Raw genomic sequence first — 14,342 nt, forward strand, 5'->3', positions numbered from 1 at the left:
GCGACACCATGAGAGCGACGGCCAGAACCACCACCGCGGCGCTCGGTGCCGCCCTGCTCCTCGGCTGCATGGCCGCACCCGCCGTGTCGGACCCGGCCCACACCAAGCACGTCCTGGTCTTCTCCAAGACCGCGGGCTTCCGGCACGACTCCATCCCCGAGGGCATCGCCGCCGTCGAGCAGCTCGGCCGGGCCAACGGCTTCACCGTCGACGCCACCGAGGACGCCGGCGCCTTCACCGGCAAGAACCTGCGCCGCTACGACGCCGTGGTCTTCATGTCGACCACCGGTGACGTCCTCGACGCCGCCCAGCAGGACGCGTTCGAGGGATACATCCGGCACGGCGGAGGCTATGTCGGTGTCCACTCGGCCGCCGACACCGAGTACGACTGGGCGTTCTACGGCGGCCTGGCGGGCGCGTACTTCCAGAACCACCCGGCGATCCAGCCGGCCACGGTGAACGTGGAGGACCGCGCCCACCCGGCGACCTCGCACCTGGGACGGACCTGGGAGCGCACGGACGAGTGGTACAACTACCGCTCGAACCCGCGCGAGCACGCCCACGTCCTGGCCTCCCTGGACGAGACGTCGTACACCGGCGGCACCATGAACGGCGACCATCCCATCGCATGGTGCCAGGACTACCAGGGCGGCCGCGCCTTCTACACCGGCGGCGGCCACACCAAGGAGTCCTACGCCGACCCCGCCTTCCGGCAGCACCTGCTGGGCGGCATCCGGTGGGTCATCGGCGACGTCCAGGCCGACTGCCGGCCCGAGAACGGCTACCGGCCGCTCTTCGACGGCAGCTCCCTGGACGGCTGGCGACAGGCGGGCCCGGGCGGCTTCACCCGCTCCGACGACGGCACGCTCACGTCGGACGGCGGCCTGGGACTGCTCTGGTACACCCCGCGGAGCTTCGGCTCGTACTCGCTGAAGCTCGACTGGAAGGCGGCCGGCGACGACAACTCGGGTGTGTTCGTGGGCTTCCCGCCCTCGGACGACCCCTGGTCGGCGGTCGACAACGGTTACGAGATCCAGATCGACGCCACCGACGTGCCCGAGAAGACCACGGGCTCCGTCTACGGCTTCCGGTCCGCCGATGTGAAGAAGCGCGACCGTGCGCTGAATCCGCCGGGGGAGTGGAACACGTACGAGATCCGCGTGCAGGGCGAACGACTGCGCGTCTGGCTCAACGGCGTGAAGATCAACGATTTCACCAACACCGATCCGGCCCGGAGCCTGCGCGACGGACACATCGGCATCCAGAACCACGGAGCCGGTGACGACGTGTCGTTCCGCAACATCCGGATCAAGGACCTGCCCGTCAAGGGCAGCTGAGCGGCGGCGGGCGGGGGACGCCGGACCCCCGCCCGCCGTCTTTTTCCTCACCCACCAGGGGTCCGCGCCCGTCAAGGAGGCTGCCCATGTCCGCGTCCCTTCCCCGCACCCGCGTGGGAGTGTGGCTGATCGGTGCCCGCGGCTCCGTCGCCACCACCGCCGTGGCCGGCTGCGCCGCCGTGGCGGCGGGCCTGCACCCGCCCACCGGTATGGTCACCGAGACGCCGCCGTTCGCCGACAGCGGGCTGCCGTCCCTCGCGTCCCTCGTCTTCGGCGGCCACGACACGACGGACTGCCCGCTGCCCAAACGGGCGGAGGAACTGGCCGCGGACGGTGTCCTGCCGCACGGACTGCCGGCCGCGGTGGCGGCCGAACTCGCCGCGGCCGACGCGGAGATAAGGCCGGGCGGCCCGGCCCCGGGTGACTCCCGCAGCGCCGAGCGGCTGATCGCCGCCTTCACCGCCGACATCCAGGACTTCGTACGGCGCGGACGGCTGGAGCGCGCCGTCGTGGTCAACGTGGCCTCCACCGAACCTGCCGCCGACGGCGCGGCCCTGCCGCCGAGCTCGCTGTACGCGGCGGCGGCCCTGCGCGCCGGCTGCGGCTACGTCAACTTCACCCCCTCGACGGGACTGCACCACCCGGCGCTGGCCGCGGTGGCCGCGACCGCCGGTGCGCCGTACGCCGGGCGGGACGGCAAGACCGGACAGACCCTGCTGCGCTCGGTCCTCGGACCGATGTTCGCGCAGCGGGCGCTGGACGTGCGCGCCTGGTCCGGCACCAACCTGCTCGGCGGCGGCGACGGCGCGGCGCTGGCGGACCCGGCGGCCGCCGCCGCCAAGAACGCCGGCAAGGAACGCGTCCTGGCCGACACCCTCGGCGGCAGCCCGCAGGGCGAGGTGCACATCGACGACGTACCGGCGCTCGGCGACTGGAAGACCGCCTGGGACCACATCGCCTTCGACGGCTTCCTCGGCACCCGCATGATCCTTCAGACCATCTGGCAGGGCTGCGACTCGGCCCTGGCGGCGCCCCTGGTCCTGGACCTGGCCCGACTGACCCTGCGCGCCCACGAGTCGGGCATCCGGGGACCGCTGACCGGCCTCGGCTTCTACTTCAAGGACCCGGTGGGGCAGGCGCCTTCGGCGCTCGGGGAGCAGTACGCGGCGCTCGTACGGTTCGGACAGCGGCTGCGGGAGGCCGTGTGAGTGCCCGCGCCTGGGCCGAACTGCTGCGCCTGCCCGCGCTGTTCACCGTACCCGGCGATGTGCTCGCCGGGGCGGCGGCCGCGCCGGGACGGCCCGGACGGCGCACCCTGCTGGCGGCGGGCTGCTCGCTGTGCCTCTACGAGGCCGGCATGGCGCTCAACGACTGGGCCGACCGCGAGGAGGACGCCGCCGAGCGCCCGCACCGGCCCCTGCCCTCCGGCCGCATCAAGCCCGCGGCCGCCCTCACCGCGGCCGGTGCGCTCACCGCGGCCGGCCTGGCACTCGCCGCCCGCGCCGGCCGCCCCGCCCTCGCCGTCGCGGCCTCGCTCGCGGCCACCGTATGGGCGTACGACCTGGGCCTCAAGCGCACCGCGGCCGGTCCCGCGGCGATGGCGGCGGCCCGCGGACTCGACCTGCTGCTCGGCGCGGCGGCCACCGGACCGCAGCGGGACACGGTGCGCCGGGCCCTGCCCTCCGCCGCGCTGCTGAGCACCCACACCCTGGCCCTCACCACGGTCTCCCGGCACGAGACCACCGGGGGAGCGGTACTGCCCCCGCTCGCCGCCCTGACCACGGCGGGCGCCCTCGCAGTGCTGCTCGCCCGGCGACCCCCGGCGGACCGGGGTGCCGCACCCACCCCCGGCCCGCCGGGCAGCACCGCCGAGGGCACGGCCCCGCGAGCGCTGGGCACCGCGCTCACCGCCGCCTACACCGCCCTGGCCGCCCGCCCCTACCTGCACGCAGCCCTCAACCCCTCGCCCCAGCTCACCCAGAAGGCCGTCGGCGGCGGCATCCGCGCCACCATCCCCCTCCAGGCCGCCCTCTGCGCCCGCGCCGGCGCGCCCGTCGCCGCGCTGTGCACCGCCGCGCTCGCCCCGCTGGCGGCCCGGCTGTCGAGAAAGGTGAGCGTGACATGACCCTGCGCTTTGGGTACGGCACCAACGGCCTCACCGACCTGCGGCTCGACGACGCCCTCGCGCTGCTCGCCGACCTCGGCTACGACGGCGTCGGCCTGACCCTCGACCACATGCACCTCGACCCGCTGGCCCCGCACCTCGCCGAGCGCACCCGCCGGGTCGCGAAGCGGCTGGCCGGTCTCGGCCTGGATGTCACCGTGGAGACCGGGGCCCGCTACGTCCTCGACCCGCGCCGCAAGCACGGGCCGTCCCTCCTCGACCCGGACCCGCAGGAGCGCGCGCGCCGCACAGACCTGCTGCTGCGGGCGGTGCGGGTGGCGGCGGACCTCGGGGCACGGGCCGTGCACTGCTTCAGCGGAATCGTTCCGCCAACCGTGGCGGAACCCGGTACGGCATGGCAGCGGCTCGCGGCCTCCCTGACGCCCGTGCTGGAGGCCGCGGACGCCGCCGGCATCCCCCTCGCCGTCGAACCCGAGCCCGGCCACCTCCTCGCCACCCTCGCCGACTTCCACCACCTGCGCGGCCTGCTCGGCGACCCGCCCGCCCTGGGCCTCACCCTCGACATCGGCCACTGCCAGTGCCTGGAGCCCCTGCCGCCCCAGGACTGCGTACGCGCCGCCGCGCCCTGGCTGCGGCACGTCCAGATCGAGGACATGCGGCGCGGCGTCCACGACCATCTCCCGTTCGGTGAGGGCGAGATCGACTTCCCGTCCGTCCTCGCGGCCCTCGACACCAGCGGCTACCAGGGCCTGACGGTCGTGGAACTGCCCCGCCACTCCCACGCCGGCCCCCACCACGCCACCACCTCGCTGCCGTTCCTGCGCCGCGCCGCCGGCACCCCGCCCGCGAGCGCGCCGTGACCTCACTCCACCGGGATCGCGCGGCCGGCCACCCGCCCAGGACGCAAAGGAGCACTCCGTGACCCACACCGCCGTCGCAGCGGCGCCCTCCCTCGGCGCCCTGCGCGAACACCTCGACACGCACCTCGATCCGGCCGCCCGTCGGTGGTACTGCCAAGCCCTGGCCGAAGCCGCCGAACACCCGGGCGGACACGGACCGATCAGCGCCTGGGAACTGCGGCTCGCGGAGGCCGGGCGCCGCTGCGGCAGCCGGCACGCCGACGCCGCGCGCGTCCTGATCCTGCACGCCGCCCGCGCCGACACCGCCGCCCTCACCCGCGTCTACCGGCAGGGCACGGCCGACGAACGCCGGGCCGTGCTGCTCGCCCTGCCCCACCTCGTGCCGGGCCCGGACGCGCTGCCGCTCACCGAGGACGCCCTGCGCACCAACGACACCCGGCTGATCGCCGCCGCCGTCGGCCCCTACGCGGCCCGCCACCTGGACACCCACGCCTGGCGGCACGCCGTCCTCAAGTGCCTGTTCACCGGCGTTCCCGTCGACGCGGTCGCCGCCCTCGACGAGCGCGCCCACGCCGACGCCGAACTCGCCCGGATGCTTTCCGACTTCGCCGCCGAGCGCACCGCCGCCGACCGCCCCGTCCCCGCCGGTCTGCACCGGGTGCTGGCCCTGGCCACCGCACCGAGCCGCAAGGAGTCCTGATGCGTCTGTTCGACCCCCACATCCACATGACCTCCCGGACCACCGACGACTACGAGGCCATGCGGGCCGCCGGCATCCGCGCGCTGGTGGAACCCGCGTTCTGGCTCGGCCAGCCCCGCACCTCACCCGCCTCCTTCCTCGACTACTTCGACTCCCTGCTCGGCTGGGAGCCGTTCCGCGCCGCCCAGTACGGCATCGCCCACCACTGCACCCTCGCCCTCAACCCCAAGGAGGCCAACGACCCGCGCTGCACGCCCGTCCTGGACGAACTGCCCCGCTACCTCGTCAAGGACCAGGTCGTCGCGGTGGGCGAGATCGGCTACGACTCCATGACCCCCGCCGAGGACAAGGCCCTGGCCACACAGCTCCAGCTCGCCGCCGACCACGGTCTGCCCGCCCTCGTGCACACCCCGCACCGCGACAAGCTCGCGGGCCTGCGCCGCACCCTCGACGTCGTGCGCGAGTCCGCCCTGCCCCTGGACCGGGTCCTGGTCGACCACCTCAACGAGACGACCGTCAAGGAGGCCAAGGACAGCGGCTGCTGGCTGGGCTTCTCCGTCTACCCCGACACCAAGATGGACGAGCGGCGCATGGTGGAGATCCTGCGCACCCACGGACCCGAGAAGGTGCTCGTCAACTCCGCCGCCGACTGGGGCCGCAGCGACCCGCTGAAGACCCGCGCGGTGGCCGACCTGATGCTGGCCGAGGGATTCACCGAGGACGACGTCGACCTGGTGCTGTGGCGCAACCCGGTCGCCTTCTACGGACTCAGCGGCCGGCTGAACCTGGACATCGCGCAGCCCGAAGCCACCCACGAGGGCAACTCCCTCGCCCGCGGCGGGGAGTGAGCGATGCGCTTCACCCACCCCGACGGTACGACCGTCCACCTCGCCTACTGCACCAACGTCCACCCCGCCGAGACCGTCGACGGCGTCCTCGCCCAACTGCGCGACCACTGCGAACCGGTGCGCCGCCGGCTCGGCCGCGACCGCCTCGGGATCGGCCTGTGGCTCGCCCGGGACGCCGCCCGCGCCCTGGACACCGACCCGGCCGCGCTGAGCACCCTGCGCGGCGAACTCGACCGGCGGGGCCTGGAGGTCGTCACCCTCAACGGCTTCCCGTACGAGGGATTCGGCGCCGACGAGGTCAAGTACCGTGTGTACAAGCCCGACTGGGCCGACCCCGAGCGCCTCGAACACACCACCGCGCTGGCCCGGATCCTCGGCGCGCTGCTGCCCGACGACGTCACCGAGGGCAGCATCTCCACCCTGCCGCTCGGCTGGCGCACCGGCTGGAGCGCCGACCGCGCCCGCACCGGCCACAAGGCCCTGCGCACCCTCGGCACCCGCCTCGACGCCCTGGCCGAACTCACCGGCCGCTCCATCCGCGTCGGCCTGGAACCCGAACCCGGCTGCACCGTGGAGACCACCCACGACGCCCTGGCCCCGCTCACCGCCGTCGCCCACCCCCGCGTCGGCGTCTGCGTCGACACCTGCCACCTCGCGACCTCCTTCGAGGACCCGCGCACCGCACTCGACGACCTCGCCGCCGCACACATCCCCGTCGTCAAGGCGCAACTGTCGGCCGCCCTGCACGCCGAACACCCCGACCGCCCCCAAGTACGCGACGCCCTGGCCGAGTTCGCCGAACCCCGCTTCCTGCACCAGACCCGCATCCGCACCGCCGCCGGGCTGCACGGCACCGACGACCTCCCCGAAGCCCTCGCCGGCGACACGCTCCCCGCGAACACGCCGTGGCGCGCCCACTTCCACGTCCCGCTGCACGCCGAACCCGACGGCCCCCTCACCGCCACGCACCCGGAACTGCGCACCGCCCTCACCCGCCTCGTCGGCGGACCGCGCCCCCTCACCAGGCACCTGGAGGTCGAGACGTACACCTGGCAGGCACTCCCGCCCGGCCTGCGCCCCCGGGACCGCGACGGGCTCGCCGACGGCATCGCCGCCGAACTCGCCCTGGCCCGCGACCTGCTGACCGACCTCGGACTGAAGGAGCAGCCGTGACCGCACCCACCCCGCTGCTGGTCCTCGACGTCGTCGGCCTCACCCCCCGCCTCCTCGCCCACATGCCCCACCTCAGGGAACTCGCCGACAACGGCTCCCGGGCACACCTCGGCACCGTCCTGCCCGCCGTCACCTGCGCCGCCCAGTCCACCTTCCTCACCGGCACGCTCCCCGCCGAGCACGGCATCGTGGGCAACGGCTGGTACTTCCGTGAACTCGGCGACGTACTCCTCTGGCGCCAGCACAACGGGCTCGTCGCCGGCGACAAGATCTGGGACGCGGCCCGCCGCGCCCACCCCGGCTACACGGTCGCCAACATCTGCTGGTGGTACGCCATGGGCGCCGACACCGACATCATCGTCACCCCGCGCCCCGTCTACTACGCCGACGGCCGCAAGGAACCCGACTGCTACACCAGACCCGCCGCCCTGCACGACGAACTCACCGAAGAACTGGGCACGTTCCCCCTCTTCCGCTTCTGGGGTCCGGCCGCCGACCTCACCTCCAGCCAGTGGATCATCGACGCCACCCGGCACATCCTGCGCACCCGCACGCCCGACCTCGCCCTGTGCTACCTCCCCCACCTCGACTACGACCTCCAGCGCTACGGCCCCGACGACCCGCGCTCCCTCAAGGCCGCCACCGACCTCGACGCCGCCCTGGCCCCGCTCCTCGACGACGCCCGCGCACAGGGCCGTACCGTCGTCGCCCTGTCCGAGTACGGCATCACCAAGGTCAGCAGGCCCGTCGACATCAACCGCGCCCTGCGCCGCGCGGGCCTGCTGGAGGTCCACACCCAGGACGGCATGGAGTACCTCGACCCGATGGCATCGCGCGCGTTCGCCGTCGCCGACCACCAGATCGCCCATGTCTACGTCCGCCGCCCCGAGGACCTGGCCGCCACCCGCGCCGCCCTCGACGGACTGCCCGGCATCGAGCAACTCCTCGACGACGAGGGCAAGAAGGCCCACCACCTGGACCACCCGCGGGCCGGCGAACTGGTCGCAGTGGCCGAACCCGACGCCTGGTTCACCTACTACTACTGGCTCGACGACGCCCGCGCCCCCGACTTCGCGCAGCTCGTGGAGATCCACCGCAAACCCGGCTACGACCCGGTCGAGCTGTTCATGGACCCCCACGACCCCTACGTCAAGGTCAAGGCGGCCACCGCGCTCGCCCGCAAGAAGCTCGGCCTGCGCTACCGCATGGCGGTCGTCCCCCTCGACGCCACACCCGTCCGGGGCAGCCACGGCCGCCTCCCCACGAGCGACGACGACGGTCCGCTCCTCCTGTGCTCCACCCCCCGCGCCGTCGGCGACCGCCTCGCGGCCACCGACGTGAAACCGCTCCTGCTCCACCTCGCCGGTCTCGGTACCGGTCACCTGTGAAGGAAGGCACCCGTTGAACATGAACCAGCACTCCGACGACCAGCTGCGCCGCAGCCTCGGCATCGGCCGCCGCAGCTTCCTGAGCACCTGCACCGCCGTCGCGGCGGGCGCGATCGCCGCCCCGGTCCTCGGCGCGGGCCCCGTCCACGCCGCACCCGGGGCGGAGAACAAGGGCGGCGAGAACGGCAAGGGGCAGGTTCTCGTCCCCGCGGACAGGCGCGGCATCATCCTCTACACCGTCCGTGACGCCATCGGCCGCGACCCGCAGACCAGCACGCTGCCGTCCGGCTTCCGCGCGGTGTTCGAGCAGCTCGCCCGGTTCGGTTACCAGCAGGTCGAGTTCGCGGGCTACGGCCAGCACGCCAACGCGCCCGGCGGGGCGAGTCTGGAGTCCGTCGAGGGCGCGAAGCAGCTGCGCCGCTGGCTCGACGACAACGGACTGCGCGCCCAGGGCAACCACGGCTTCATCCCCGGCTCCTGGCCGCTGTCCACCGCGGACCTGGACACCTTCAAGAAGCACCTGGAGATCGCCAACATCCTCGGCATGGCCCATGTGGGCACCGGCGGCGACCCCACCAGCAGCGCCTACAAGGCGGACTGGGACGTGGCCGCCGACAAGTGGCACGCCCTCGGCGCCCTCGCCCGCGGCGCCGGCCTGAAGCTGTACACCCACAACCACGACGCGGCCTACGGCTTCCTCCTCGACGGCGGCCCGCTCGACGCCCAGGGCAGGCCGACCCGCAGCTCCGGCATCCGCAAGCTGGAGTACTTCCTGTCCATCACCGACCCGAAGACGGTCTGGCTGGAGATGGACATCTTCTGGGCGCACGTGGCCCAGTACAAGTTCCGCACCTACACCGCCCACGACGGCTCGACCCGGACGAACATCTTCGACCCGGCCGGCCTGGTCACCCGCCACGACAAGCGCTACCCGCTGTTCCACGCCAAGGACGGCGTCGTCAACGCCACGAACGGCATGGGCTACGACATGGTCCCGTTCGGCACCGGGGTCATCGACTACAAGACGTTCTTCTCCCGCGTCGGCCACCGCAACTACCACAACCCGATGGTCGAGCAGGACAACGCCCCGAGCAGCACGAACCCGGGGCAGTCCCTGGAACACGCGGCCATCGGCTACCGCAACCTGGCGGCACTGCGCCGCTAGGACCTCACCGGCCGCTGCCGGCCTACGAGTGCCTCCCCGGCAGCCACCGGGGAGGCACTCCCGCGTTGCGGGACCGAGGGGCACCGCCGATCGGAGGAGGGGCGCCCACTCGATCGGTCACCGTCCGTGCGCCCCGCCGTCCCGGCTCCCCGGACCGCGCGGGAGCGGCGGAGAGGGTGACCACGGAGGGAACAACCGTTCCCTGGATCGAACAGACACCGAAGGCGCTCATGCCGTCCATGACCCCTGTCAATCACAAGGTCAAGCACAGATCGACCATCCCGGCGAACCGCGACGAGCAGGTCGAGCTCTTCGTACGGGAGTACAAGGCCGCCGGTTCCGGCGGTACCCCCAAGCCGGTTCTCATGCTCCACGGCAGGAGCGTTCCGGCCCTGCCCGGCTTCGACCTCGTGCTCCCTCCGCACGGCGGCTCCTCGAACCCCGACGCCAGTCTCAGCTGGGCGCAGGCCCTGGCGGGCAAGGGTTACGACGTGTACGTCATGGATCTCCAGGGATCCGGGCTCTCCCCTCGTCCCAGGATGGAGGACTACTGCAACGCCAACCCGGCCCAGCGGGGCCTGCTGGCGACCAACCCCGGCACAGCCAGCTGCTCCCCGACGGCGACGTATGCGCACCAACTGGGCAACTCCCAGAGCGAATGGGACGAGCTGGCCACCGTCGTCAAGTTCATCAGGGACCGGTGCAACAACGAGAAGGTCGCGTTCATCGGCTGGTCCGCGGCCGCGTTCGTCATGGGTCCGTACGTGCTGCAACATCCCGCGGACGTGTCGAGCCTGTTCCTTCTCGCGCCCATCTTCCCCCCGAACGGCCGATGGTCGACGAAGGCCGCCGCGCCCTTCGATCCACCGCCCGGAACGCCCGTGCCCGCCCAGGCCGAGTCCAATCCGCCCGCGGTCTTCGGCTTCCCGATGAACCTGACCAGCAAGGCGTCACTCCAAGCCACCATCAGTGACAAGGAGATGGCCGACCATGTGTGGTCGGCCATCATGGACAGTGACAACACCGGCAGGAAGTGGGGCGGCTCGACGGCGGGCGCGCCCGAGGGCGTCATGCGGTGGCGCAACTCGTACTGGTGGGGCTGGAACAACAGCACCGTGCCGCACGCCGCCACGCTCGGCAACTCCGTCCCGGTGTGCATCGTCTACGGGGACCAGGACACCACGGCCAACACCCCCGTGGAGCTGGGGGCACTGCTGCACTTCTCCGTCCCGGATCTCTACAAGGGGATCCCCGGCACCGGCAAGCTGATGCTGCGTGTCCAGGGCTGGGACCACAATCCGGTCTGGGAGCGTCAGGCCGCCCACGTCTTGCAGCACATGTCCTGGAAGTGGCTCGACGGCAAGAAGGTGTACGGCGTCGAGCATGGCAGCTGGTTCATGGATGCGGACGGCGTGTTGACCGAAGTGGTGGTGTGACCCGAAAACTCCGGGCCGCGGTCGGCACGCCCCTCACCCGGCGTCGGCCACGGACCAACGGGCCCCGGGACAGATTTCCCGGGGCCCGTTTCGGGGGGTGCACTGTTCAACGACCCGGTCGGTGAAGCGTCACGCGTGCGTCTGCCGCCGGGCCCGGTCGATCTCCGTCGAGTGATCTTCGGCGGGTGCCCGTGACCGGTCCGGTGGGTGCCGAGGTTGAGCCGGTATGCACCTGACCCGACGCCTGTCCACCACGGCCGCTGCCTTCCTGCTGGCGACCGCCCTGTCCACCGCCCCGCCGGCCACCGCCGCCCCCACCGCGTCCGCGCCGTGCACGTCGGCGTGGGAGGCCGTGCAGAAGGCCGCCGTGCGCAAGCCCGCGGGGAACGAGGGGCCGGTCGCGACAACGGTGTCGCCCCTCGTGCGGTATCTGCGCCGGGGAGAGAAGGTCCGGTCGTGCGCGGTCGCGATCGGCCGGGGCGGGCGCTCGGCATACCGGGAGTGCGGGGGCGGGAGCCAGTGGCGGATCGTGCTCGGCGGCCAGGTACCGGCCCGGTGCCTGAAGCGCGCGCGGCCCTGAAGCGGGCAGGCAGAGCTTTGCAGCGGGCGCGGCCCTGAAGCGGAGGAGCTATGAGCAGAGGAGCTGTGAGCAGAGGAGCTAGGGGCTGTCCGGCGGTGGCAGGTCCTGCTCGGTCCACAGTGTCTTGCCGGTGGAGGTGTAGCGCGTGCCCCAGTGATGGGTCATCTGGGCGATGATGTACAGACCCCGGCCCCCCTCGTCGTCGGTCGCGGCGTGCCGCAGATTGGGCGTGGTGTGGCCGGCGTCGGAGACTTCGCAGATCAGTGCCCGGTCGCGGATCAGGCGTACCTGGATCGGGCCCCCGCCGTAGCGGATGGCGTTGGTGACCAGTTCGCTGACGATGAGCTGGCTGGTGAACTCCAGATCGTCCAGGTCCCAGTCGCGCAGCTGTTTGCTGACGGCGGTGCGTATGGTGCCCACCGCCTCCGGGTCGGTCGAGACGTCCCACTGGGCGAACTGGCTGCGATCGAGCAGGTGGGTGCGGACTATGAGCAGCGTCGCGTCCTCGTCCACCGCCCCGGGAAGCAGCGTGTCCACCGCTCGATCGCACAGTTGTTCCAATGGTGATCGGTTGTCGGCAAGGGTGTGGGACAGCCGCGCGAGTCCGGCCGCACGGCTGTCGGAGTCCTGGAGGAGGCCGCCCGTGAAGAGGGCGATGAGCGTGCCCGGCGCGAGCTTCAGTTCGATGCTCTCGTAGGGCGGGCCGCCGACCCCCAGCGGCGGTCCGGGGGGCAGTTTCGGATGGTCGACGACGCCCGTGCCCGGATCGATGACCACGAGCACCGACTCCCCGGCCCGTGCGAGGCTGCAGCCCCCCGAGACTGGGTTGTACATCGCATACAGGCAGGACACTCCCAGGGCGCCGTCGGCCCGTACCTTCGGATGCCTCGGGTCCTTCGGATGTCCCGGGCCCTTCGGAGGCCCCGGGCCGCGGCCGACCGTGGTCTCCAGCGCTGTCTGCTCGACCAGGTCGTCCAGGCGTGACAGCAGCTCGTCCGGGCTCAGGTCCATCCGGGCCAGCACGCGCACACCCGTTCTCAGACGTCCCATGGTGGCCGCCGCCTGGAGGCCGTGACCGAGTACGTCCCCGACGACCAGGGCGACCCGGGTGCCCGACAGGGGGATGACGTCGTACCAGTCGCCGCCCACCCCGGCCCCGCTGTCGGCGGGCTGATAGCGGCTCGCCGAGTCGACGGCGACGTGCTGCGGCAGGCCGCGCGGCAGCAGGCCCCGCTGGAGTTTGAGGGCCACGGTGTGGCCGCGGGTGACCACGGGCATCAGCAGCAGGCCGATCAGCAGGGCGCCCAGACCCAGGACGGTGACGCCGCCGGTCTCTCCGATCAGCGGCAGGTCGACGACGGTCCACCCGTACCCGGGCTCCGCGTAGACCACGAAGGCCGCGTAGAGGAACAGGGCGAGCATGATCAGCCCGCCGAGCCCCGGCAGCACGCCCTTGAAGATCAGGTCTCTGCGGCTGTGGGTGAGGACCCTGCGGTGGTACCAGACGCAGGCGAAGCCGGTCAGCCCGTACTGGAACGCGATCGCGAGACCGATCGAGTCGATCGAGTCGGCCAGGACGTTCTGGCTGAACGAGGACAGCAGCACCAGCAGCGCGATCGAGACCGCGCCCGTTCCCACGGTTCCCCAGGTCGGGGTGAGGTACTTGCGGTGGACCCGGGCGAACCGGGGTGGGACGGCCTTGTGGACCGCCATCGAGAAGACGGTTCTGGCCAGGGGCAGGATGGTGGTCTGGGCGGAGGCCAGCGCCGAGGTCAGCACCATCAGGATCAGCAGTCTCGACAGGAGGACCCCCCCTTGCTGGCTCCCGAACACGGCCGCGCCAAGCCCGGCGAACACGTCGTCCACGTTGTCGGGGTTGGCGAGCCCGATGCCGGTGGTGCCGACTCCCGCGAACGCCTGCGCCGAGGTGGACACCAGCGCGTACATGAGCAGGAGCAGCACGGTGGACAGGACCGCCGCGCGTCCCGGGACTCGGTTGCTGTCGACGGTCTCCTCGTTGACCGAGAACGCGGTGTCCCAGCCCCAGTAGATGAAGACTCCCGCGAGAACGCCCGAGGTCAGGGCCTGCGCCGAGGGCACCTCGAAGGGGTTGAACCAGGAGGCGGAGACATGCATGGCCGTCGGGGGAGGGCTGGTGTAGACCTTGACCAGCGCGGCGACGGCGAAGACGAGCAGCATCACCACTTCCAGGCACAGCAGCCAGCGCTGGACCGCTGCCGAGACCTCGATACCGGCGTAGCAGATCGCGGTCAGCCCGACGATGCAGAGGATGCCCGCCACAGTGGTCCACAGCCGGCTCTCCGCCGGCCCGTCCAGGCCCACCAGCCGGAAGGCGTAGGAGGCAGCGATCGCGGCGAGGTTCGCCATGACGAGCATGTTGGCGACGATCAGGCCCCATCCGCCCATCCAGCCGGTGCGTGGTCCGAAGGCACGGGTGGCCCAGGTGAAGGTGGTCCCGCAGTCGGCGTTGCTCGCGTTGAGTGCGCGGAAGGCGTACGCGACCAGGAGCATCGGGACGAAGGCCAGCATGGTGATGACCGGGGCCTGCAGCCCGACCCCCGCCACGATGACGCCCAGTGTGGCGGCGAGGCTGTAGGCGGGGCCGGTGGAGGCCAGCGCCATGACGACCGAGGAGAACATGCCAAGGGCATTGCTCTTGAGTCCCTTTCGGCCGGCCCCAGAGCCGGGGGCGGGACGGCCGGCGGACAT

Annotated in this window: 12 protein-coding genes; 11 read left to right on the forward strand and 1 reads right to left on the reverse strand. The window is 72.3% G+C overall.

Annotated features, from left to right (window positions below; all coding sequences use genetic code 11):
* The first annotated feature begins 8 nt into the window (after window positions 1-8).
* From ACZ7OY_RS33325 to ACZ7OY_RS33375, 11 genes are all read left to right on the forward strand, one after another.
* Window positions 9-1,337: a ThuA domain-containing protein gene (locus ACZ7OY_RS33325; protein WP_471914900.1), complete on the forward strand. Its 1,329-nt coding sequence runs from the start codon at window positions 9-11 to the stop codon at window positions 1,335-1,337.
* 86 nt (window positions 1,338-1,423) lie between these two features.
* On the forward strand, window positions 1,424-2,545 hold the full coding sequence (locus ACZ7OY_RS33330; RefSeq protein ID WP_471914901.1) for an inositol-3-phosphate synthase: 1,122 nt from the start codon (window positions 1,424-1,426) through the stop codon (window positions 2,543-2,545).
* The gene (locus tag ACZ7OY_RS33335; RefSeq protein ID WP_471914902.1) at window positions 2,542-3,462 is read left to right on the forward strand and encodes an SCO3242 family prenyltransferase; all 921 of its coding nucleotides are present in this window, start codon (window positions 2,542-2,544) and stop codon (window positions 3,460-3,462) included. Before ACZ7OY_RS33330 ends, ACZ7OY_RS33335 begins: the two co-directional genes overlap by 4 nt.
* Window positions 3,459-4,322, forward strand: coding sequence for a sugar phosphate isomerase/epimerase family protein (locus ACZ7OY_RS33340; RefSeq protein ID WP_471914903.1), 864 nt, complete (start codon window positions 3,459-3,461; stop codon window positions 4,320-4,322). Before ACZ7OY_RS33335 ends, ACZ7OY_RS33340 begins: the two co-directional genes overlap by 4 nt.
* 58 nt (window positions 4,323-4,380) lie before the next feature.
* Window positions 4,381-5,022 carry an EboA domain-containing protein gene (locus ACZ7OY_RS33345; protein ID WP_471914904.1) on the forward strand — a complete coding sequence of 214 codons (642 nt, stop codon included), beginning with the start codon at window positions 4,381-4,383 and terminating at the stop codon, window positions 5,020-5,022.
* Window positions 5,022-5,870: a TatD family hydrolase gene (locus ACZ7OY_RS33350; protein WP_471914905.1), complete on the forward strand. Its 849-nt coding sequence runs from the start codon at window positions 5,022-5,024 to the stop codon at window positions 5,868-5,870. The genes ACZ7OY_RS33345 and ACZ7OY_RS33350 overlap by 1 nt, the downstream gene beginning before the upstream one ends.
* A 3-nt stretch (window positions 5,871-5,873) precedes the next feature.
* Window positions 5,874-7,043, forward strand: coding sequence for a metabolite traffic protein EboE (gene eboE / locus ACZ7OY_RS33355; RefSeq protein WP_471914906.1), 1,170 nt, complete (start codon window positions 5,874-5,876; stop codon window positions 7,041-7,043).
* Window positions 7,040-8,431 (forward strand): nucleotide pyrophosphatase/phosphodiesterase family protein, encoded by a 1,392-nt coding sequence (locus ACZ7OY_RS33360; RefSeq protein WP_471914907.1) that lies wholly within the window; start codon window positions 7,040-7,042, stop codon window positions 8,429-8,431. The genes eboE and ACZ7OY_RS33360 overlap by 4 nt, the downstream gene beginning before the upstream one ends.
* 19 nt (window positions 8,432-8,450) lie before the next feature.
* Complete coding sequence (locus ACZ7OY_RS33365; protein WP_471914908.1) at window positions 8,451-9,596, forward strand: sugar phosphate isomerase/epimerase family protein; 1,146 nt, start codon at window positions 8,451-8,453, stop codon at window positions 9,594-9,596.
* Window positions 9,597-9,835: 239 nt separating this feature from the next.
* Complete coding sequence (locus ACZ7OY_RS33370; protein ID WP_471914909.1) at window positions 9,836-11,032, forward strand: alpha/beta hydrolase; 1,197 nt, start codon at window positions 9,836-9,838, stop codon at window positions 11,030-11,032.
* Window positions 11,033-11,258: 226 nt separating this feature from the next.
* Entirely contained in the window at window positions 11,259-11,612 is a 354-nt protein-coding gene (locus ACZ7OY_RS33375; RefSeq protein WP_471914910.1) for a hypothetical protein, read from the forward strand.
* Between the two features lie 78 nt (window positions 11,613-11,690).
* On the opposite strand, the gene ACZ7OY_RS33380 is transcribed toward ACZ7OY_RS33375, so the two are convergent.
* A complete protein-coding gene (locus tag ACZ7OY_RS33380; RefSeq protein WP_471914911.1) occupies window positions 11,691-14,273 on the reverse strand; it encodes an amino acid permease in 2,583 nt (860 codons plus the stop codon).
* Window positions 14,274-14,342 lie beyond the last annotated feature (69 nt).

This window comes from Streptomyces sp. NPDC107559, from assembly GCF_055657365.1.